Raw genomic sequence first — 22,674 nt, 5'->3', positions numbered from 1 at the left:
GCGCTTAGCCGAAGACCGCGAGCTTCTGCCTCGGGTTGGCGATATCGCCCGCGCTCAGGAAGATGCTGAAGGTTCCGCCCTGGGGGTGCGACACGCGATAGATGCGGTCCGCCTCGGGCACGCCGCGCGACAGGAGCGTGGACACCTGATCGAAGCGCGCGACGAACGCCTTCTTGCGCAGGCCCTGCGGCGGCGGGCCATCGGAATCGGCGAATTCGGCAACGCTGCCCAGCTTCAGGACATGGCCGGTTTCCAGCGTGAACAGCGTGCCGATCTGCGCCCGCCAGTCCGCCACTTCGGCCGTATCCAGCTTCACCGCGCGGCCGCTGCTGACCTTGCCCTTGCTGAAGAAGGCATCGACCGCGTCGGTGGAAAACCCGCTGCCGCCGTTGGTTGCGGCATAGGTTCCCACCGTCGCGGCGCCGCCGGCCATGGTTGCCAGGATGCTGCGGCGCGAGAGGAGCGACACGAGGTCAGCCATGAACTTTCCTTCCAATCGACCCGCGAGGTCCGCCATGGCCCCGCTCTCTTGTTATCGTTTGCGCCCCTGGCGGGCGCCCGGCAATAGGCCTGTGATCAATTCTGCGACGGGAAAATACCCTGAAGCGCGATGCAGAAGCTGAGCGTGACGAACGGCTGCATGTTCTGGTGGGGCTGGCTGCCGCCGATCCCGCCGATCGCCGCGGCATTGAGCGCGCCGTTGGGCGATGCGTTGCTGAAGCGCGAAACCGGGGTGGTCGCGCCGCCGGGCTGGACCGCATAGGCCTGCGCCAGGCTGTTGCCGGTCGGCGGCGTCGCCGCGGCGCCCGGCGTCGCGGTGCCGCCATAGGCACTGAGCGTGTGCATGTGGACCGGCAGTTCCTGGATGGTCAGCGTGTGCGCCTGCTCGCCCGCCCGCTCGCCCAGGGTATGCCCTGACCCCGTGTGCATCGGCACGCGACCGCGCAAGTCGGGCAGCGCGAAATTGACCCGGCCGTCACCGCCGTAAGTCGTCCCCAGCAGCGAGAACAAGGCCTGGTTCTGATTGATCGACAGAAGCTGCCCGTTGCACAGCGCCCAGCCCTTGGGCGCAAAGACGAACGAGAACAGCGTGATTTGTCCGAGGAACGGTTCAGCCATGTTCGTGGACTCCCAGGCGGGGCGAGAGATGTGGCGGTTGCATCACGGCCGCGGCGGAAACACGCCTTGCAGCGCGATGCAGAAGCTGATCGTGAGGTAAGGCATCATGTTGTTGTGCGGCAGGTTTCCACCAGCGGAAGCGATCGCCTGCGGATTCATCGCGGTATCGGGCGCGTTGGTGGCGTAGGCTTGCACCACGCCGAACTGGGCGCCCTGCACCCAGCTTGCGTTGGACGGCAGGTTGTTGGTCACCGCCGGCGTCGATCCCGCCGCGACCCTGGCATTCAGGCCATGGTTGTGATTGGGCATTTCCGTCTGGAGCAGCGTGACGTTGTCCACGCCCTCCACCTGGCCCAGATCCCACAGTTGCAGCCCCGGCCCCTGCCCCTGGTGGACCGCCACGGAGCCTTGCAGGTTGGGCAGCGCGAAAGTGGACCTGCCGTCCCCGCCGTATGTCGTGCCCAGCAACGAGAACAATGCCGTGTTCTGCGACAGGGGCAGAAGCTGGCCATCGCAGAAAGCCCAGCCGGTCGGCGCGAAATTGAAGCAGAACATGCGAATTTCCGCAACGAAGGGATCAGCCATGGGCGTTCTCCATAGTATTCATGCCATCTTCTCCCCCGCTCAGGTCGGGCTCGGGAAGATACCGAACAGCGAAATGATGTAGGAAACGGCCAGCGTGGGCTGGATATTGCTATGCGGCTGGCTGCCGCCCGTCGTACTTACCGAGGCGGGGTTCATCGCCGAAAGCGGCGTCGTCGTGGCGTTGTACGTCCTCACGCCGGCCTGCGCGCTGGTGGCATCGGCCAGAATCGCGCCGCCCGGCGCGGCGACTTGTCCCGTGGTCGTCGAAAGCAGCGCGTGGGAATGCACGGGAATCTGGTTGACGATCAGCGTCACCGATTCGGCGCCGCCGGTTTCCGCCAGGATGAAGCCGTTCCCTTGATGGAGCGGCACGCGCCCGCGCAGATCCGGCAGGGCGAACGTGCTTTCCCCATCGCCGCCATACGTCGTGCCGATAAGCTGGAACAGCGTCTCGTTCTCGCTGATGGGCATGAGCTGGCCTTCGCAGAACATCCAGCCAGCGGGCGCGAAGTTGCCCGCGAACAGGCGGATTTCGCCAACATAAGGTTGTGCCATCGCTTCAGGCTCCCGTCAGCGCAGATGCTGGAAGAAGACGCCCGTGGCGCCGCGCGCGTGACTGGACCAGGCGTGAATCGGCCGAAAATGCCCAGGCCGCCCCTACGGCCAGACCGCGTTCGATGCGCAAGGCAACGTCCCCCCTTTGCTTACATGCTTAACTGAACCACTGGCCATGCCCTGTCAAAGCAAAACCACGCACAATTCCGCCAAAGCGCGGCCAGAATGGCAGCCAAGTCGAGGCCTTGTGAATTAAGCCTCAGTTGTTCTACGTGCTTTGACAAAAAAGGGCTGGTTTAACTTTTGGTCTTGGGTACTTCTCACGTGGGCGAATCGCATTGATGCGGAGCGCATTTTGCCGGGCGGACGCGCCGATGGCAGTCTGGGGAGAAATTCGATGCCAAGCACCACTCTCCGAGCAGGTGAAGCCGCGCTCATTTCCTACGAGACCGATGCGACAACCGGCGGCAGCCCCGATGCGCTGCGCTTCGTGCTTCTGGCCGATATCGTCGCGGGCACGACGATCTACATCACCGATCGCGCCTGGAACGGTTCGGCCTTCACCACCGCCGCCAACGACGGCACCTATACTTATACCGCCGGGGCCGATCTTGCCGCCGGCGCGGTGATCACGCTGTCCGCCAGCCAGCTTTCCGGCGTGGGCATCACGCTGTCGGACCTGGGCGAGACGATCTATCTCTATCAGGGCACCGACGCGAACACGCCCACGCAGTTCCTGTTCGCCGCCGACGTGGCCGATGGCAATGCCACTTTCAACGGCACGCTCACCGGAACCGGGCTGACCAACGGCGTCAACGCCGTGGCGCTGGGTGGCGACAACGCGGTCTACAGCGGGATGCCGACGCAGATCCAGCAGTCGCAGATCCTCGATATCGCCAATTCCGGGCACTGGTTCGGCTCGAACACGGACGACAACCCCGGCACGCCCTATTCCGAAGTCCTCGACACCGCGAGCGACAACGCCTTCGTCAATCCCGACATGGTCATGATCGCGGCGATGGCCGGCGGCGGCCAGTCGGACGCGATCCTGCGCGTGGGCAATGACGAGGCGTCGAACGTCGGCTCGGGCCTGGCGCGCCTGTTCCGTGACAACCCGGCGTTCAACCACCTGTCGGACATGGCCTTCGATCTTGAGAACGGCTATTTCTTCGCCGTCGATTCCGATGGCAACGACATCAACCGGATCATCCGGGGCGACATCGCCGATCTGGCCAGCGGCAATCCCAATCCCACGTTCACGCAAGTCTTCGCCACGGACAACCTGAGCAACGGCGGCGGCTCGGCGACGCCGGGCGAAATCATCGTCAACATGGAGATCGATAAGGCCGCCAACAAAATCTACTGGATGGATGGCGACATCTTCGGAACCTACGAAGGCGGGTTCCAGCTTTGGGAAGCCAATTACGACGGCTCCGGCATGAGGCTGGTGCAGACCATCGATGCCGAGAATGTCGATCCCAACTTCAGCTTCCCCGGCGGCGTCGGCGATTTCGCGGTGGCGGGCGGCTTTGCCTATGTCGTCGCCTCGACTTCGAGCATCGACGGCCTGGGCAATGCCAACGTGCTGCAGAACCACATCCTCAAGATCAATCTCACCAGTGGCGCGGTGCAATGGCTCGATCTGGGCGACGGTGTGGGCGAAGGCTATCACGATGGCCGGCTCGATCCCACCCAGGGCCAGATCATCGGCATCGACGTCGATACCGCCACGGGCAATGTCTGGTTCGTCACCCAGCCGATCTCGCCGACCGACCACGGCGGCATCTTCCGCTTCGCGCAAGGCGGCGCGGTAGGCGATACGGTGGGCGGCGTGCTGACCGAGATGTGGGACCAGCCGGCCGAAAGCGCCTATTCCTCGATCCAGGCGTTCCCCACGTCCAACATGACGCATATCGAGGTCGATGAGATCGGCGGGCGCTATTACGTTTCGGACGGGTCGGACACCACCATCGCCGAATCCGACGCCTCGATCTTCACCGGCAGCCTGTCCGCCGCGCCCGGCACCGCGCCGACGCTGTTCGTGCGGGTTTACGAGCCCACGGCCAACGGCGCGCCGCAAGGCATGGAAATCGATTACGCGCCGGTCAACTCGGCCACCGGGGCGGGCGCCACTTTCACCGAAGGCGGCGCGGGTGCCGCCGTCTTCGCCTCGGCGACGCTGACCGATCCCGACAATACCGTGATCCAGAGCGCGACGATCGCGATCACCGACAAGTTCCTGGTGGGCGACACGCTCAGCACCACGGTGCCCGGCGGCTTCGCCTCCAGCTATGACGCGGCGACCGGCCTGCTCACGATCACCGGCCCCGGTTCGGCCGCGCAGTACCAGGCGATGCTGACGGCGCTGACCTTCAGCAATTCGGGCGACAATCCCACGCTTTACGGCGCCAGCCAGACGCGCGAGATCAGCTTCACCACGTTTGACGGCCTCGCCCATTCCGATCCGGTCTCGGCCACCGTCACGGTCGTCGGCGTCAACGACGCGCCGGTCAACACCGTGGGCGCCGCCGCCCCCGGCGCCGAAGATGCCGCCTCGATCGCGGTGACGGGGATCTCCATCGCCGATGTCGATGCCGATCCGGCGAACCAGGCGCTGCAAGTCACGCTGTCGGTGCCCAAGGGCACGCTCACGTTCGCCAGCACCACCGGCCTGTCGTTCAGCACCGGCGACGGCACGGCCGATGCGAGCATGACCTTCACCGGCACGGCGAACGCGATCAACACCGCGCTCGCCGGCCTGTCGTTCACCCCGCCCGCCGATTTCAACGGCAGTGTCAGCCTGACCGTCACCACCAGCGACCAGGGCCATACCGGCACTGGCGGCGCGCTGGAGGACAGCGACACCAAGACGATCACCATCAGCGCGGTGAACGACGCGCCGACGATCGCGGGTGACGGCAGCGAGACCATCCCCTCGATCTTCGAGGACCAGCCGAGCGCCACCGGCCAGACGATCAACACGCTGTTTTCCGGCCAGTATTCGGATCAGGCGGACAACCAGATCCCGAACGGCGGCGCGTCATCGCCCGGCGCGTTCAGCGGCATCGCCGTCACCGGCAACGCGTCCTCGCCCAGCACCGGGCAGTGGCAATGGTATGACGGCACCAACTGGAACCTGATCGGTCCGGTGTCCGACAGCACCGCGCAACTGTTCAACAACATCACCGCGCTGCGCTTCAACCCCTTCGCCAACTACAACGGCCCGATCCCGACGCTCACTGTCCACCTGATCGACAATTCGTTGCCGTTCAGCATCATGGGCGGGCAGGTGGTCGATCTTTCGGGCCCCGGCGCGACCGGCGGCACCACCGCCTATTCGGCCGGCACGGTGACGCTGGGCGGCACGATCGACCCGGTGAACGATGCCCCCTTCGTCACCGCGCTGAACACCGATTCGGTCAGCTACACCGAACAGCAGGGCAGCCCGGTGCAGCTCGATGCGAGCGGCAATGCCGGCATCACCGATATCGACAGCCCCGATTTCAACGGCGGCTCGCTGACCGTGGAGATCACCGGCGGCCTGCAATCGGCCGAAGACCTGCTGACGATCGACACTTCGGGCACCGTTTCGGTCAGCGGCAACGCGGTTTCGGTCAGCGGCACGCAGATCGCGACGTTCACGGGCGGCAGCGGCACCGCGCCGCTGGTCTTCACCTTCGATGCCGATGCGACGCCGGCCGCGGTGCAGGCGCTGGTGCGCGCCATCGGCTATGACAACAGCGCGGACGACACGCCCACCGCGGGCGCGCGCACCATCACCTGGACGCTGACCGACAACGACGGCACCGCCAATGGCGGCGCCGAGACGACCACGGTGACAAGCACGGTCACGGTCGTGCCGGTGAATGACGCGCCGGCGGGCGCCGACGATACCGTCACCGGCGCGCAGGACACCGCCTATACCTTCGCGGCCGCCGACTTCGGCTTCAGCGATGTCGACGGGGACGCCTTCGCCGGTGTCAAGATCACCGCCCTGCCGGCCGATGGCGAGCTGCGGCTTTCGAACGTCGCGGTCACGCTCAACCAGGTCATCGCGATCAGCGACATCACCGGGGGCAACCTCACCTTCGTGCCGGTGGCGGGCGAATCGGGCACGGGCTATGCCTCGTTCGATTTCGCGGTGATCGACGATGGCGGCACGGCCAATGGCGGCATCGACACCGATGCGACGCCCAACACGATCACGATCGACGTCACCCCGGCCGATCTCGCCCCCGCCGGCGCCGACAACACGGTCACGCTCAACGAGGATGCCGACTACACCTTCTCGGCCAGCGACTTCGCGTTCACCGATCCCGATGTCGGCGACACGCTGCAAGCGGTACGGATCGACACGATCTCGCTGCCTTCGGGCAGCACGCTGCAGTTGAACAACGTCGATGTGGTCGCCGCGCAAGTGATCGCCGCCAGCGATATCGCGAACCTCGTCTTCACCCCCGCGCCGGACGGCAGCGGCAGCGCTTACGCCAGCTTCACCTTCTCGGTTTCGGACGGCACGCTGTTCGATCCCACGCCCAACACGATGACCTTCGACGTGACCGGCCTGCCCGACGCGCCGACGATCACCTCGAACGGCGGCGGCGCGAGCGCTTCGGTGAACGTCGCGGAAAACACCACCGCCGTCACCACCGTCGTCGCGACCGATCCTGATGCCAGCACCACCCTGACCTATTCGATCAGCGGCGGCGCCGACGCGGCCAAGTTCACCATCGACGCCAGCACCGGCGCGCTCGCCTTTGCCGCCGCGCCGGACTTCGAGACGCCGACGGATGCCGGCACCAACAACGTCTATGACGTACAGGTCACCGCCTCGGACGGCACGCTCACCGACGTACAATCGATCGCCGTCACCGTCACCAACGCCAACGAAGCGCCGACGATCACTTCCAACGGTGGCGGCGCCAGCGCTTCGGTGAATGTCGCGGAGAACACCACGGCGGTGACCACCGTGGTCGCGACCGACCCCGATGCCAGCACGACGCTGACCTACTCGATCTCGGGCGGCGCCGATGCGGCCAAGTTCACCATCGACGCCAGCACCGGCGCGCTCGCCTTTGCCGCCGCGCCGGACTTCGAGACGCCCACCGATGGCGGTACGAACAACGTCTATGATGTGCAGGTCACTGCCTCGGACGGCACGCTGACGGACGTGCAGGCGATCGCCGTCACCGTCACCAACGTCAACGAGACGCCGACCATCACCTCGAACGGCGGTGGCGCGAGCGCTTCGGTGAACGTCGCGGAAAACACCACCGCCGTCACCACCGTCGTCGCGACCGATCCTGATGCCAGCACCACCCTGACCTATTCGATCAGCGGCGGCGCCGACGCGGCCAAGTTCACCATCGACGCCAGCACCGGAGCGCTCGCCTTTGCCGCCGCGCCAGACTTCGAGACGCCGACGGATGGCGGCACCAACAACGTCTATGACGTGCAGGTAACCGCCTCGGACGGCACTTTGACCGACGTGCAGGTGATCGCCGTCACCGTCACCAACACCAACGAAGCGCCGACCATCACCTCGAACGGCGGCGGCGCCAGTGCTTCGATCAACGTCGCGGAGAACACCACGGCGGTGACCACCGTCGTCGCGACCGACCCCGATGCCAGCACGACGCTGACCTACTCGATCTCGGGCGGTGCTGACGCGGCCAAGTTCACCATCGACGCCAGCACCGGCGCGCTCGCCTTCGCCGCCGCGCCGGACTTCGAGACGCCCACCGATGGCGGGACCAACAACGTCTATGATGTACAGGTCACTGCCTCGGATGGCACGCTGACGGACGTGCAGGCGATCGCCGTCACCGTCACCAACGTCAACGAGACGCCGACCATCACCTCCAACGGCGGTGGCGCGAGCGCTTCGGTGAACGTCGCGGAAAACACCACCGCCGTCACCACCGTCGTCGCGACCGATCCTGATGCCAGCACCACCCTGACCTACTCGATCTCGGGCGGCGCCGATGCGGCCAAGTTCACCATCGACGCCAGCACCGGCGCGCTCGCCTTTGCCGCCGCGCCAGACTTCGAGACGCCGACCGATGCCGGCACGAACAACGTCTATGACGTGCAGGTCACGGTATCGGACGGCACGCTCACCGATGTGCAGGCGATCGCCGTCACCGTGACCGATGCCAACGAAGCGCCCGTCATCACTTCCAACGGCGGCGGCGCCAGTGCCGCCGTGAATGTCGCGGAGAATTCCACGGCGGTCACCACCGTGGTCGCGACCGATCAGGATCTCGACACCGTCACCTATTCGATCAGTGGCGGTGCCGATGCGGCGAAGTTCACCATCGACGCCAGCACGGGCGCGCTCGCCTTCGCAGCCGCGCCGGACTTCGAGACGCCGACCGATGGCGGTACGAACAACGTCTATGACGTACAGGTCACCGCCTCGGACGGCACGCTCACCGACGTGCAGGCGATCGCCGTCACCGTCACCAACGTCAATGAGACGCCGACCATCACCTCGAACGGCGGCGGTGCCACTGCCGCCGTGAATGTCGCGGAAAACACCACCGCCGTCACCACCGTGGTTGCCACCGATCCCGACGCCAGCACGACGCTGACCTACTCGATCAGCGGCGGCGCCGACGCGGCCAAGTTCACCATCGACGCCAGCACCGGCGCGCTGGTGTTTGCCGCCGCGCCCAATTTCGAGAGCCCGACCGATGCTGGCGGCAACAACGTCTATGACGTGCAGGTCACGGCCAGCGACGGCACGCTGACGGACGTGCAGGCGATCGCCGTCACCGTCACCGATGCCAACGAAGCGCCGGTCATCACCTCGAACGGCGGCGGCGCCAGCGCATCGGTCAACGTCGCGGAGAACACCACCGCCGTCACCACCGTGATCGCGACCGATCAGGATCTCGACACCGTCACTTATTCGATCAGTGGCGGCGCCGATGCGGCCAAGTTCTCGATCAATGCCGCCACCGGCGCGCTCGCCTTCGTGTCGACGCCCAATTTCGAAAGCCCCACCGATGTCGGCGGCAACAACGTCTATGACGTGCAGGTCACCGCCAGCGATGGCACGCTCACCGATGTGCAGGCCCTGGCCGTCACGGTCACCAACGTCAACGAGGCGCCCACGGTCGCCAGTCCGATCGCGGACCGCAGCTCGCCCGAAGACACCGCGGTCAGCTTCACCCTGCCGGCAGGCACCTTCACCGATCCCGATGGCACCCCGCTGGCGCTCACCGCCAAGTTGGCCGGCGGCGATCCGCTGCCGTCCTGGCTTTCATTCAACGCCGCGAGCGGCACGTTCTCGGGCCAGCCGCCGCTCAATTTCAACGGCAGCCTCGATATCCGCGTGACCGCCAGCGACGGCAGCCTGGTGGTGTCTGACACCTTCACGCTGACGATCACGCCGGTGAACGACGCGCCGGTCGCGGGCGACGACACGCTCAGCACGCAGCGCGACGTGCCGGTCAGCGTCTCGTTCGTCTCGCTGCTGTCGAACGATTTCGATCCCGATGCGGACCCGATCTCGCTGGTCAACGTGCTGGGCGCGGAGCACGGCTCGGTCGCGCTTTCGGGCGGCTTCGTGGTGTTCACGCCCGAGGCCGGCTTCGCCGGGCAGGCGCAATTCAGCTATACGATCACCGACGGCAACGGCCTGACCGGCATGGCCACCGTGCTGGTCAACGTGATCGCGCCGCCGCCGGTCAATCACCCGCCGGTGATCGATCCCGATACCGAAACGCTTGACACGCTGGTCAACACCGCGATCGCCTTCGCGGTCGATGCGACCGACGCGGATGGCGATGCGCTGGCCTATGCGCTGGGATCGGCGGCGCATGGCGATCTTTCGCAGGATGGCGCGGGCGCCTTCGTCTACACCCCCGATGCCGGCTTCATCGGCACCGACACGTTCACCGTCACGGTGAGCGATGCCAAGGGCGGCACCGACACTTATACCGCCACGGTCCACATCCTGCCGCCCGACACGGCGGACGACTGGAGGCTGCTGACGACCGACGGCTGGTTCGGCGAGATCGGCGGCAGCGGCACGGTGTTCGGCACCGAAGGCTTCCAGGACGTGACCGTGCTCGATCTGGCCGGCCACGTCGCGTTCGATCCCTCGTTCAACAACGGCGGCGACCTGATCCACCTCGCCGGCAGCGCGGCCGACTGGCACATCGCCCGCAACGGATCGAACGCGATCCTGTTCGATGGCGATACGCTGGTGACAGTGCCGGTGGGCGTGGTCGGCATGGGCATCGTGTTCGATGACGGCGCGCGCACGCTGGTGTTCGATACCGAGGACGGCGTGATGATGATCGGCGGCCAGGCGTTCGGCCAGACGCTGGAACAGGTCCTGGCCGCGCCCGAGGCGGGCGAGCCCGACGACAGCGGCGCCGATGGCGATGCCGTGGCCAGCCTGCTGCTCGACGATGGCCGCTCGGTGGAGGCCGGCGGCCATATCGACGTGTTCGGCACCGGCGATGGCGAGGAGACGGTGCTGCTCACCTATGGCGATATCAGCTTCGATCCCTCGTTCAACAACGGCGGGGACCGGATCGTCCTCGATGCCGATGCCGAAAGCTTCAGCGCGGTGCGCTTCGGCTCCTCGATCCTGCTCGACGGGCCAGGCTATGATCTGGCCATTCCGGTGGGCATCGCCGGCATGGCCATCGAGTTCGCCGACGACACGCGCACCTTGGTCTACAACCCGGATAACGATACCGTGATGCTGGGCACGCAGGCCATCGGCCTCACCGCGGTTCCGGTCAGCGAATTCGCCTGATCGCGCACGGGCGCGAAACAGGCTGAGGTCAGGCGGGGCGTCCCGGCGGCGCCCGCCTGCCTTGCGCTTCCCGCGCCGCGCCCGGTTCCAAGCTTGCCGTGGGCGGGCCCATTGCCTATGGCGCAGCGCCAGTTTCCGCTTTCAGCATGAGAAGTTCCACGCCCATGACTCAAGACGCCGCAGTCGCCACGGCCGCATCGCGCCGCCTCTCCCTTGAGGAGATCGTCTCCTACTGCCGCCGGCGCGGCTTCATCTACCAGGCGAGCGAGATCTACGGCGGCATCAACGGCTTCTGGGATTTCGGCCCGATGGGCGCCGAGCTGAAACGCAATATCAAGCAGACCTGGTGGGAAGACATGGTGACGCGGCACAACCCGCTCGTCGCTCCCGCAGGCACGCCCTCGCCTTTTGAAATGACCGGGATCGACAGCTCGATCATCCAGCATCCGCAGACCTGGCGCGTTTCGGGCCATTCGGACCTGTTCAGCGACATGATGGTCGATTGCCACGAGACCAAGAAACGCTACCGTTTCGACCACCTCGCCGGCCGCTGGATCAAGGACCGCGAGGGCAACCCGCTGTTCATCGCCGCCGCGCCCGACGCGCCCGACGCCGATGCCTTCCTCGACCAGCGGGCGCGCAAGCTGCTGGGCATCTCGAAATCGCGCGAAGTGGTCTGGGACAGCCCGCTCACCGATCTGGCCGAGCTGGACGACTTCGCCAACGTGCTCGCGCCGCATGCCAGCGAAAAGGGCACGCTGACCGAGCCGCGCGAATTCAACCTGATGTTCAAGACCTACATCGGCGCGATGCAGACCGCCGCCGATGCGGCCTTTCTGCGGCCCGAGACCGCGCAGGGCATCTTTCTCAATTTCCGCAACGTGCTCGATTCCGGCCGCTTCGCGCTGCCGCTGGGCATCGCCCAGATCGGCAAGAGCTTCCGCAACGAGATCACGCCGCGCCACTTCATCTTCCGCTCGCGCGAATTCGAGCAGATGGAAATGGAATTCTTCTGCCCGCCCGAGACCTCGCACCAGTGGTACAAGTACTGGCAGCAGCGCCGGCTCGACTGGTATCTCGATCTCGGCCTGCGCCGCGAGAACATCCGCGTACGCGAGCATGAAGCGAGCGAGCTGAGCCACTATGCGCTGGGCACCACCGACATCGAATACGCCTATCCGTTCATGGCCGACGGCGAGTTCGGCGAGCTGGAAGGCATCGCCAATCGCGGCGCGTTCGATCTCAACAGCCATTCGATGGGTCGGCTGGCCAAGGCCGATCCGCCCGAGCTGGCGCTGGACGAGAACGGCGCCCCGCTCCATCGCGGCAGCGGCAAGAACATGGTCTACAACGACGTGGCGCGCGGGGAAAAATACGTGCCTTACGTGATCGAGCCGGCCGCCGGCGCCGACCGCGCCCTGCTCGCCTTCCTGTGCGACGCGCTGGAGATCGAGAAGCTGGGCGAAGGCGGCGGCGAGGACAGCGAACGCGCGGTGCTGCACATCCATCCGCGCCTGGCCCCGGTCAAGGCGGCGATCTTCCCGCTGGTGAAGAAGGAAGGGATGCCCGAGGCGGCCAGGGACCTGTTCGGCGCGATGAAGCGCAAGTGGAACGTGACTTACGACGAGAAGGGCTCGATCGGCCGCCGCTATCGCCGCGCGGACGAAGTGGGCGTGCCGGTGTGCATCACGATCGACGACGAGACGATCAGCCAGGGCACCGTCACCGTGCGCGATCGCGACACGCTGGAACAGCAGCGGATCAAGCTGGACGATTGCCCGGCCTATCTCGACAAGCTGATCGAGGGCTGAGCCCGCGCGGCGCGGGCGCGGGATCGCCCGCGTCCGTGAGCATCCGCAAGCGCGGCGATACCGCGCGTTAACCATATTCCGTCACCAGAGCGCCCCGGCGCGGCCCGCGAAACCGGCCGCGCCGCACCCCGGATTCGCCCGTGCGCGGTGGCGCGGCGAGCCCATGCAACGCGCCTTGACCTTGGCTCCGTCAGGGGAAAATCCCCCGTGATTTCATGATCTTGATTTCCAGGCGCGAGGCCCGCCCGATCATGCCGCGCGCGCGGGATCGCCGCCTGTCGCACCGGCCATCCCACCGCGCGAAAGCGCGCGGGCCATGGCCGCCGGGCACGCAGCGGATCGTGGTCCACGCGTAAGAGATCCTTAACTCGACAGGGACTATCTCTGCGCAAGCATGGCTTTGCCAGGAAAGCGGACTTATGATGTGGGGTGATAGGGTCAAGGCGATCGTGCGGCGCGTGCGCCCGTTGGCGGGCGATGTCGCGGGCAATGTCCTGCCGCTCGCGGCGGTGGGCTTCCTCATGCTGGCCGCGCTGATCGGCGGCGGCCTCGACATGAGCCGGGGCTACATGGCGCAAAGCAAGCTGCAGGAAGCCTGCGATGCCGGCGTGCTCGCCGCACGCAAGGCCGTGGGCACCAACGGCTTCGACAGCACCGTGCGCGCCGCCGGCGAGAAGTTCTTCGACGCCAATTTCGACGACGACGACCAGAAGACGCGCAACACCTCGTTCGCCACGGTCTCGGACGACAACGGCCTGACCATCAACGGCACCGCGCGGACCACGCTGGACAGCGTGGTCATGCGCATCTTCGCTTATAACGAGTTCGACCTGACCACCAAGTGCACCGCCTCGATGGGCGTGGGCAACAGCGACGTGACTTTCGTGCTGGACACCACCGGCTCGATGGCCTGGACGGCGGGCGGCTCCAACCCCAGGTCGGGGCAGACATCGCGCATCCAGGATCTCCAGGCCGCGATGAAGAACTTCTACACCACGCTGAAGAACGCCAGCGCCGGATCGAACGCGCGCATCCGCTATGGCTTCGTGCCCTACAGTTCGTCGGTCAATGTCGGGCGGCTCATCGTCAATCTCGATCCGTCCTATCTGGTCGATTCGATGACGATCCAGTCGCGCCGGGGCGTCGCGACCTGGAAAGTCACCAAGACCGAGACCGAATCGGGCAGCGGCCAGACCACGTACGACGCCTGGGCGAAGTACAAGACCACCAGCTACAACAGCCTCAGCGCCTGCCAGGCCAAGCAGCCGGCGGACGATACCACCTGGTCGAACTATGGCAGCCCACGCGCCACGACCACGACCACCTATGACGAGAACGGCAACAAGATCGTCGAATCCGTGACGACGCAGACGAAGTACAAGGCCGAATATACCTGCACCAAGAGCGGCTCCAAATATTACGTCTATGATCGTAACGCCTATCAGGATTTCTATAACGGCACGGTCAAGACCAGCCAGCCGATCTATTCCACCGGATCTTCGGATTTCACCGAATGGATGTATCGCCCGATCACGTATGACGTGAGCAATTACAAGCTGTTCAACACGGTCCGGGTGAACAACGCCTCGAACGGCGGATCGGCGAGCTACACCTGGAACGGCTGCATCGAAGAGCGCGAAACCTCGCCCGAAAGCACCTTCGCCTATTCGCCGCTCACCGGCATGTCGCCCGATACCTGGGATCTCAACATCGACGATGCCCCCGACGGCAGCGACGAATCCAAGTGGCGCCCGATGTGGCCGCAAGTCGCCTATGACCGGCTGGACGATGCCGGCAACATGACCATGGAGCCGGTCGCGCCCAATGGCCGCCAGGCGGATTCCTATTGCCCGAAAGCGGCGCAATTGCTGGCCGAGATGACGCAGAGCGATTTCAACGCCTACGTCAACGGCCTCTCGCCCGACGGATCGACCTATCATGACCTGGGTATGTTGTGGGGCGCGCGGATCAGTTCGCCGACCGGGATGTGGCAGGACAACGTCAACGCGGAGCCGTCCAACGGCGGCACCGTATCGCGCCACATCCTGTTCATGACCGATGGCGAGATGGACAACAACGTCAGCATCCAGACGATGTACGGCATCGAGTTCTATGACCGGCGCATCACCACCGACGGGACCAAGCCCGCCAGCGACGCGCGCCACACCGCCCGCTTCCTGGCGCTGTGCGAAGCGGCCAAGGCCAAGGGCATCCGCGTGTGGGTGATCGCTTTCGGCACCTCGCTGACCGGCGACCTCAAGACCTGCTCGTCGGACAACAGCGCCTATACCGCCGCCAGTTCCTCGCAGCTCAACGCCGCGTTCCAGGAAATCGCCAAGCAGGTGGGCGAGTTGAGGATCACGCAATGACGGCGCCCGAACCAGCCGCGCCGATGCCGATGCCGATGCTCGCCGCGTTGGCGCGCGACACGCGCGGGGTCGCCGCCGTGGAATTCGCGCTGGTCGCGCCAGTCTTCCTGGTGCTGATGCTGGGCGCGTTCAATGTCGGGCAGATGGTCTATGGCCGCTCGCTGCTGAGCGGCGCGGTGGAAAAGGCGGCACGCAGCGCCGCGCTGGAAACCGCCGACACCACCGCGGCCGACGAAATGGTATCGGAAACCGTGCGGCGCATCCTGCCCGGCGCGGAACTGACCAGCGTGCGCAAGAGCTATTTCGATTTCAGCGATATCGACCGGCCGGAAAAGTGGAACGATGCCGACGGCGACGGCGATTGCAACAATGGCGAGAAGTTCACCGACGAAAACCGCAACGGCGAGTGGGACCGCGATGTCGGCCGCGAAGGCAACGGCGGCGCCAACGACGTCGTGCTCTATACGGTGAGCGTGGAATATACCCCCGCCTTCGTCATGCCTTTCGCGCCAGACAGCTGGAAGCGGGCGAAGATCAAGGCCACGGCGGTGCGCAAGAACCAGCCCTTCGCCGCGCAGGAAAAATACGCCACCACCGCGGGAATATGCGACTGATGGAACCGATCGCCACACCGCGCCGGATACCGGGAGCCTACATGGGATCGGGCGCGCGGCGGCTGCGCCGGGCGCTGCGCCGGCTCGATGCGCGCGGCAACGCGACGATCGAGTTCGCGCTGATGCTGCCGATCCTGCTGACGCTGGGGCTTTACGGCACCGAGCTGGCCTATATGGCCAGCGTGCGCATGGAAGTGGGCGAACTGGCTTCGGCCGTGGCCGACAACGCTTCGCGCCTGGGGCAGACCGACAACAGCGGCGTCACCCCGACGATCTCGGAATCGGACATTACCTCGCTGATGGCCGGCGCGAAGGCGCAAGGCGCCTCGTTCGATTTCGCCGACAAGGGCCGGCTGATCCTGACCAGCCTGGAACGCGATCCCGTAACCGGCAAGCAGTGGATCCACTGGCAGCGCTGCACCGGCGCGCTCACCCAGCAGTCGGCCTATGGCAACGAGACGACCCGCAATGGCCTCAACGGCCCGGTGATCACCGGGATCGGCCCTTCCAAGGTGACGGCATCGGCCAATTCGCCAATCATGTATGTGGAAGTGTTCTACGATTACACGCCGCTGTTCGGTTCGATGTATGTGGACGAGGTCTCGTTCAAGCAGGAAGCGGCCTATCAGGTGCGCGACGATCGCAACACCAGCACGCCGCCGGGCGGCACCACCAACCGCTGCTGAACCGGGCCTGGCGGCTGATCCAGCCGCCAGTCGGGCGCGGTTTCAGTCGGTCGCGGTTTCGGATCGCTTCGCGCTGGCGCCGAATTCGCTGGCCCAGACCAGGCACTGCTCGGCCATTTCCAGCGCGGCGGTGACTTCGCCCAGCTCGCCTTCGGGGCCCAGCTCGCCTTCGGGCGCGAAATCCCCGGCATAGCCCTCGCCCTCATCCAGCGCCGTCAGGCGGCGCTGCGCCTCGGCGCGTTCGGCGCGGACCAGCTTCTTGAAGGTATCGAGCGTGATGCGCCCCTGTTCGAACAGATCGAACGCGGCGGTCAGGCGTTCCTCCACTTCCTGGCGGAACGAGGCCCTGACGATCATCCGGTTGCGATGGCTCAGATCGTGCAGCCGTTTCGACATGCGCGCTTCTTCGCCGCCGTCGCGCCGCGCGCGGGGCGTGAGCAACCCGCGCGCGGGCCGGGGCGCTTCGGGCGCGGGATCGGCCGGGGCGGGCTCGGCCACCTGCTCGGGCTCGGGCTCGGGCCGCGGCGCCACGGCGGCGGCGCCCGCTCGCCCGCGCCGGATGGCCAGCACCACGATGGCGACGAGCACGACGGCAAGCACCGCCAGTATCGCTCCCAGTTGGTATAGTTGCATAGCCGTCTCGATGCCTGGACTTCCAAAACCCGCAGGGCCGCGGGCACGACACCCTGGCCCCATGGCCGCCCCCATGGCCGCTCCTTGCCCGGCGATAGCCGGAAGGCCGGTCAGAAGACTACATAAACATGCTTTGCTAAGGGATCGTAAACCATCCCATACCGCCTTGTTTGGCCTTTTCCGGGCCAATCGGTTCACCACCGGGTCGGTTCAGCGTTCCTCGACCCAGTCGCGCGCGAGGAAGCGGCCGGCCAGCGCCATCAGCAGCGCCGCCAGCGCATAGAGCGAGAGGCCATAGAGCATCGAATAGCGCATCGCCTCGATGCCGTAGACCGGCTGCAGCGCGGTCGAAAGCGCGCCGAGCGCATAGATCCCGCCGCCCAGCCCGATCAGGTTGTTGATCAGCAGGAACAGCGCCGAGGCGGTCGCGCGCGAGGCCGGGGGCACGAGGTGCTGGACCGCCGTCAGCACCGGCCCCAGCCAGACGTAGACCAGCGCTTGCGGCAGCAGGAACAGCAGGAAGGCCAGCATCACGCTGGAACTCCAGATCCCGGCGGCGAACAGCGGCGTGCCCAGCGCGAAGGCGATGCCCGGCACCCAGGCGTAGAACGCGCGGTCCCGCCCGCCCAGCCGATCGGCGATCCAGCCGCCCAGCAACATGCCGGCGACCCCGCCGATCAGCAGGATCGCCCCGATGAACCAGCTGGTGTGGATCAGGTCCAGCCCGAAGGAGCGCTGCAGCAGGCTGGGCAGCCAGAAGGCAATGCCATAGCCCAGCATCGAGCTGGACGCCGCGCCGAACGAGAGCAGCCAGAACGAAGGCTTGGCCGCCAGCGCGCGCGCGACCGCGCCGAAGCGTTCGCCCGCGCCGTCGCCGACCGGCGCCGGGCGCGGCCGGTCGCGCACCACCAGCTTGAACAGCGGCGCCAGCAGCAGGCCGGCCAGCCCCACCGCGACGAAGGCGGCGCGCCAGTCCACCCGCGCGGCGATATAGCCGCCCGCCAGCACGCCCGCGGCCGAGCCCAGCGGGATGCCCAGCGAATAGATCGACAGCGCGAAGGCGCGCCGCTCGCTGGGGAAATAGTCGCCGATCACCGCATAGGACGGCGCGACCCCGCCCGCCTCGCCGATGCCCACGCCCACCCGCGCCGCGAAGATCTGCCAGAAGCTGTGCGCGAAGCCGCAGATCGCGGTGAAGAAGCTCCAGATCACGAGCGATCCGGCGATCACCCAGCTGCGGCTGGTCCGGTCCGCCAGCCAGGCCAGCGGCACGCCCAGCGTCGAATAGAGCAGCGCGAAGGCGACGCCGCCCAGCAGGCCCATCCGCGCGTCGTCCAGCCCCAGTTCGGCCTGGATCGGCGCGGCCAGGATCGCCAGGATCTGCCGGTCGACGAAATTGAACACATAGACCGCCAGCAGCATCGCCAGGACCAGCCCCGGCCGGACAGGGCGGGACGGGGCTGGCGCGCGGGCCTGGGTCATGCCGGTGTCCATGTCAGTTCGCGTGGTCCTTCAGGAAGCGGGTGATCGCGGCCAGCGCCGGCGCTTCGTCAAGGATCGGCGCGTGGCCCACCCTGGGCACTTCCACCACGTCATAGGGCCCGGTGTGGCGGCTGGCCATCTCCCGCGCGGTCTCGCGCGAGAGCAGGTCGGAATTCTCCCCGCGAATGACCAGCACCGGCAGCGCCGCCAGCATGTCCCACAAGGGCCACAGATCGGGCGGCACCGTCTGCGGCGCATCGCCGCTGACGCTTTGCGCCACCGCCGGATCATAGGCGAAGACGACGGTGCCATCGGCCTGCTCCACGCACGTGCGGTGGGCGAAGGCCAGCCAGTCCTTGCCCGAGTAATCGGGAAAGGCGACCGCGTTGATCGCCCGGCAGCGCGCCGCCGCATCGCCCCACGACAGCATCGGGCCCGACGGACCGACATAGCCCTGGATGCGCGCGAGCCCCGCCGGATCGAGCACCGCGCCGACATCGTTCAGCACCATCGCCGGCACGGCGGCCGGGCGCATCCCGGCCATCAGCATGGCGATGAGCCCGCCCATCGAGGTGCCGATCGGCGTGGCATGATCGAGGCCCAGCGCCGCGAGCAGCGCGAACATGTCGCCGGCATAGACGTCGGGCCGGTAATTGCCCGGATCGGGGTCCCAGTCCGACAGGCCCCGGCCGCGCTGATCGGGCACGATCAGGCGATAGCGCCCCGCCAGATGCGCCGCCAGCGGCTCGAAATCGGCGCTGTTGCGCGTCAGGCCGTGCATCAGCAGCAATGGCGGGCCGTCCGCCGGATAGTCCCTGGCGGCAAGCTCCAGCCGGCCGCAGGCACTCCGGTAGCGATGGACGACATAGTCCATGCGAAAAAGCTCCCTTCTGTCCCGAAGGGCCGGAGCCCTTCGGAATCGGTGGCTCAGAACTGGACAGTGCCGGTCACGAAGACCTGGCGCGGATTGCCGTAGAACGCGGTCAGCACGCCTTCCTGGCCCAGCGTCGAGGCGCCGGCGGCGTTCTGATAATTGTAGCCCGAGGTGATATACTGCTTGTCGGTCAGGTTCTTGCCGTGGACGCCGATCGAATAGGCGCCACTGTCCGCCGTCCACACCAGGCTGGCGTCCCACAGCACGTAGCCGGGCTGGTCGAGCGCCGGGATCGGCGTTTCGAACTGGTGCGTCAGGCTGCGGTAGGACACCGTCGTCGAAAGGTCGATGGTGCCGCCCATCGCCGGAACGCCCGCGGCCAGCGTGCCCGCCAGCGTCCACTTGGGTGTGTTCTGGAACACGCGCTGATCGGAAACGTCGGTGCCGGCGGGGCCGATGAAGCGCTTGTACTTGGCATCGATATAGCCCAGCGCGCCGTTGAACCGGAACGTGGAGCCCGCACCCACGAAATCGCGCGCGAGGACGGCGTTGACTTCCGCCTCCACGCCTTGCAGCCGCGCCTTGGCCGCGTTGGTGGTGATGCCGCAGAAGCTCTGCACGCCGCCGACAAGGCAGCCCACCGAGCCGGGGATCTGCACGTCCTTGTAGTCCATGTAGAAGCCGGCCAGGCTCAGCGTCAGCCTGCGATCGAGCAGCGATCCCTTGTAGCCCAGCTCGTAGCTGGCGACCTTCTCGGGATCGAAGGCGAGGAAGTCGTAGATATCATCGTACGTACGGCCCACCGCCGGATTGCTGATCGGCGCCGAGGTGCCCGAGCCGCGCGGATCGAAGCCGCCGCCCTTGAAGCCCTTCGAATAGGAGGCATAGACCAGGTTGTCCTCATCGGGCTTGTAGCTCAGCGAGGCGCGCGGGGTGAATTCCTTGAACGTGCGTTCGCCGCGGAAATCGGTTGCCACCGCGATCGCCACCGGGGTCAGCGTGCCGCCGAACTCGGGCGAGAGCCCGGTGATCCGGTTCGCCTTGTAGACGAAGGCCCTGCGCCGGTCGTTGGTGTAGCGCCCGCCCACCGACAGGCTGATCTGGCTGGTGAAATCATAGGTGAAATCGCCGAAGACCGACCAGGTCTTGGTGCGCACGTCGCCGGCGGTATAGCCGTTGAGCCCCGGCAGGCCGAGCGCGGCGCCGGTAAGGCCCAGCAGCACGTCGAACGAGGTCGCCGCCTGGGCATCCAGGTAATAGAACCCGACCAGGCCGTGCAGCCGCTCGCTTTCATAGAGCAGCTGGAATTCCTGGCTCACCTGCTCGTTGCGATAGACCGCCGGCACATCCACATCGACCGACGGCAACGCGTCGAAGTCGATCGGCGTGAAGCTGCGGTCCTTGCGCCAGGCGCTGATCGAACGGAACGTCAGGCTGTCGGTCAGCTCGGCGGTGGCGTTCATCGCCAGGCCGTATGCCTTGACGTCCTGCTTGGGCTGGTTGAGGCCCGCGCGCGTGTCGTAGACGTCGTCCAGCACCGGCGCGCCGGACTTGAGGCCGGGGATCAGGCGATGGCCATTGCGCGGATCGGACTTGTCGCGCGTGTAATCGCCCGAGATGCGGATCATCACCGGCTCGCCGTTGCCGCCGAACTCGATCGTGCCGCGCCCCGCCCAGACGTCCTTGTTGTAGTTTTCCAGGCCCGGGATGTTGAGGTTGTCACCAAAGCCGCCGCGCGACAGGCGCGCGACCGATCCGCCGACGCGGAACATGTCGCCCAGCGGGGCACTGCCGGTGACGACCAGGTCGGCCTGGTCATACGTGCCGTACGTGCCGCGAATGCGCAGCTCGGCCTTGTCGGGATTGAGGTTGCGCGTGACGTACTTGACCGCGCCGCCAATGGTGTTGCGGCCATAGAGCGTGCCTTGCGGCCCGCGCAGCACCTCGATCCGCTCGACATCGTAGATGTCCAGCACGGCCGCCTGCGGACGGTTCAGGTAGACATCGTCAAGATAGATGCCGATGCCGGCCTCGAAGCCGGGAACCGGGTCCTGCTGACCGACGCCGCGAATGAAGGCGGTGAGCGTCGAATTGGTGCCGCGCGAATTTTCCAGCGTGGTGTTCGGCGTCATGTTCGCCACGTCGGTGATATCCAGCGCGCCGCTGCGATCAAGCGCCTCGCCCGAGATCGCGGTGACGGCGATCGGCACGTCGATCAGCCGTTCCTCGCGGCGGCGGGCGGTGACGACGATCGCCCCGGCATCGTCGGTCTCGCTGGCGGCCTCGTCCTGCGCGGCGACAGGCGCGCTCCATCCGAATCCGCCCGCGAGGATCGCGGCCAGAACGAAGGCGCTCGAACGATTGGCGGATTTATGCCCCTTGTGCATCCCTCTCACTCCCAAGTGCGTTGCTTATGGGCGATTCTTTATTGATAGTTGAACCAAGTTTCAACTTTGAAAATTTGCCAAGCGGCGGACCAGCGGTTAGCTGTTGCGCAATGTCCACAGGTTCCGCTCCGCACCACCGCCTTTCCGACAAGGTGCCGCGCACCGAACGGGGGCGGCGAACCTTGCGCAAGCTGCTCGACGCGGCGGCGATCGAATTCGGCGAGCGGGGCTTCCACGAAGCCTCGATCACCGGCATCACCCGGCGTGCCGGCACCGCGCTCGGCAGCTTCTACACCTACTTTCATTCCAAGGATGAGATCTTCCGCGCGCTGGTGAGCGACCTGAGCGGCAAAGTGCGCGAAGCGGCGAAAAGCGCGCTGGCCGAAGACCATGCCGCGCTGGAGACCGAGCGCATGGCGCTGGAGGCGTTCCTCCACTTCGCGCGCGAGCACAAGGAGATCTACCGGATCATCGACGAGGCCGAATTCGTCGATCCCACCAGCTTTCGCGCGCATTATGAAACCACCGCCAGCCGCATCCACGCGCGCCTGCTGGCCGGCGCGGAAAAGGGCGAACTGCGCGAGGGCCTGGACGAAGCCCACGCCTGGGCGATCATGGGGATGAACGTGTTCCTGGGCCTGCGCTATGCCGTCTGGTCCGAAGACACCGCGCCCGAACGCGTGGCCGAACTGGCCAACGAAATCCTGCGCCACGGCATCGCCCGCGAGGGGTGAGGCTCCACCACCGCACCTCTCTCCCCGCCGGGGAGAGATACGCAGGCTT

The 22,674-nt window shown here is 66.4% G+C and carries 14 protein-coding genes; 6 read left to right on the top strand and 8 right to left on the bottom strand.

All coding sequences use genetic code 11. From position 1 onward, the window contains the following. Positions 1-4: 4 nt before the first annotated feature. The 4 genes from PYV00_RS06175 to PYV00_RS06160 all read right to left on the bottom strand — a co-directional run bounded on the left by PYV00_RS06175 (position 5) and on the right by PYV00_RS06160 (position 2,259). Complete coding sequence (locus PYV00_RS06175) at positions 5-481, bottom strand: hypothetical protein (RefSeq protein WP_275227402.1); 477 nt, start codon at positions 479-481, stop codon at positions 5-7. A 95-nt stretch (positions 482-576) separates the two neighbouring features. After that, positions 577-1,119: a phage tail protein gene (locus PYV00_RS06170; RefSeq protein ID WP_275227401.1), complete on the bottom strand. Its 543-nt coding sequence runs from the start codon at positions 1,117-1,119 to the stop codon at positions 577-579. A 42-nt stretch (positions 1,120-1,161) separates the two neighbouring features. After that, complete coding sequence (locus tag PYV00_RS06165) at positions 1,162-1,704, bottom strand: phage tail protein (RefSeq protein WP_275227400.1); 543 nt, start codon at positions 1,702-1,704, stop codon at positions 1,162-1,164. Positions 1,705-1,743: 39 nt separating this feature from the next. Next, the gene (locus tag PYV00_RS06160; RefSeq protein ID WP_275227399.1) at positions 1,744-2,259 is read right to left on the bottom strand and encodes a phage tail protein; all 516 of its coding nucleotides are present in this window, start codon (positions 2,257-2,259) and stop codon (positions 1,744-1,746) included. A 397-nt stretch (positions 2,260-2,656) separates the two neighbouring features. Between PYV00_RS06160 and PYV00_RS06155 the strand changes: the two genes are divergently transcribed. From PYV00_RS06155 to PYV00_RS06135, 5 genes are all read left to right on the top strand, one after another. Next, on the top strand, positions 2,657-11,035 hold the full coding sequence (locus PYV00_RS06155; protein WP_275227398.1) for a cadherin domain-containing protein: 8,379 nt from the start codon (positions 2,657-2,659) through the stop codon (positions 11,033-11,035). 146 nt (positions 11,036-11,181) lie between these two features. Next, the gene (locus tag PYV00_RS06150; RefSeq protein WP_275227397.1) at positions 11,182-12,846 is read left to right on the top strand and encodes a glycine--tRNA ligase; all 1,665 of its coding nucleotides are present in this window, start codon (positions 11,182-11,184) and stop codon (positions 12,844-12,846) included. Positions 12,847-13,265: 419 nt separating this feature from the next. Next, positions 13,266-15,215: a TadE/TadG family type IV pilus assembly protein gene (locus PYV00_RS06145; protein WP_275227396.1), complete on the top strand. Its 1,950-nt coding sequence runs from the start codon at positions 13,266-13,268 to the stop codon at positions 15,213-15,215. Continuing rightward, entirely contained in the window at positions 15,212-15,829 is a 618-nt protein-coding gene (locus PYV00_RS06140) for a TadE/TadG family type IV pilus assembly protein (RefSeq protein WP_275227395.1), read from the top strand. Before PYV00_RS06145 ends, PYV00_RS06140 begins: the two co-directional genes overlap by 4 nt. Next, positions 15,829-16,515: a TadE/TadG family type IV pilus assembly protein gene (locus tag PYV00_RS06135; RefSeq protein WP_275227394.1), complete on the top strand. Its 687-nt coding sequence runs from the start codon at positions 15,829-15,831 to the stop codon at positions 16,513-16,515. The genes PYV00_RS06140 and PYV00_RS06135 overlap by 1 nt, the downstream gene beginning before the upstream one ends. 42 nt (positions 16,516-16,557) lie before the next feature. On the opposite strand, the gene PYV00_RS06130 is transcribed toward PYV00_RS06135, so the two are convergent. From PYV00_RS06130 to PYV00_RS06115, 4 genes are all read right to left on the bottom strand, one after another. After that, complete coding sequence (locus tag PYV00_RS06130) at positions 16,558-17,148, bottom strand: hypothetical protein (protein ID WP_275227393.1); 591 nt, start codon at positions 17,146-17,148, stop codon at positions 16,558-16,560. 210 nt (positions 17,149-17,358) lie between these two features. Then, positions 17,359-18,630: a spinster family MFS transporter gene (locus tag PYV00_RS06125; protein WP_275227392.1), complete on the bottom strand. Its 1,272-nt coding sequence runs from the start codon at positions 18,628-18,630 to the stop codon at positions 17,359-17,361. Between the two features lie 13 nt (positions 18,631-18,643). Further along, positions 18,644-19,504 carry an alpha/beta fold hydrolase gene (locus PYV00_RS06120; RefSeq protein ID WP_275227391.1) on the bottom strand — a complete coding sequence of 287 codons (861 nt, stop codon included), beginning with the start codon at positions 19,502-19,504 and terminating at the stop codon, positions 18,644-18,646. 53 nt (positions 19,505-19,557) lie between these two features. Further along, entirely contained in the window at positions 19,558-21,891 is a 2,334-nt protein-coding gene (locus tag PYV00_RS06115) for a TonB-dependent receptor (protein WP_275227390.1), read from the bottom strand. Between the two features lie 110 nt (positions 21,892-22,001). On the opposite strand from PYV00_RS06115, the gene PYV00_RS06110 reads away from it, so the two are divergent. After that, entirely contained in the window at positions 22,002-22,625 is a 624-nt protein-coding gene (locus tag PYV00_RS06110; protein ID WP_275227389.1) for a TetR/AcrR family transcriptional regulator, read from the top strand. The last annotated feature ends 49 nt before the right edge of the window (positions 22,626-22,674 follow it).

Origin of the sequence: Novosphingobium album (ex Liu et al. 2023) (genome assembly GCF_029076845.1) — a bacterium.
In the GTDB taxonomy this organism is placed as follows: Bacteria; Pseudomonadota; Alphaproteobacteria; order Sphingomonadales; family Sphingomonadaceae; genus Novosphingobium.
This window is presented reverse-complemented; position numbering and strand designations above follow the sequence as displayed.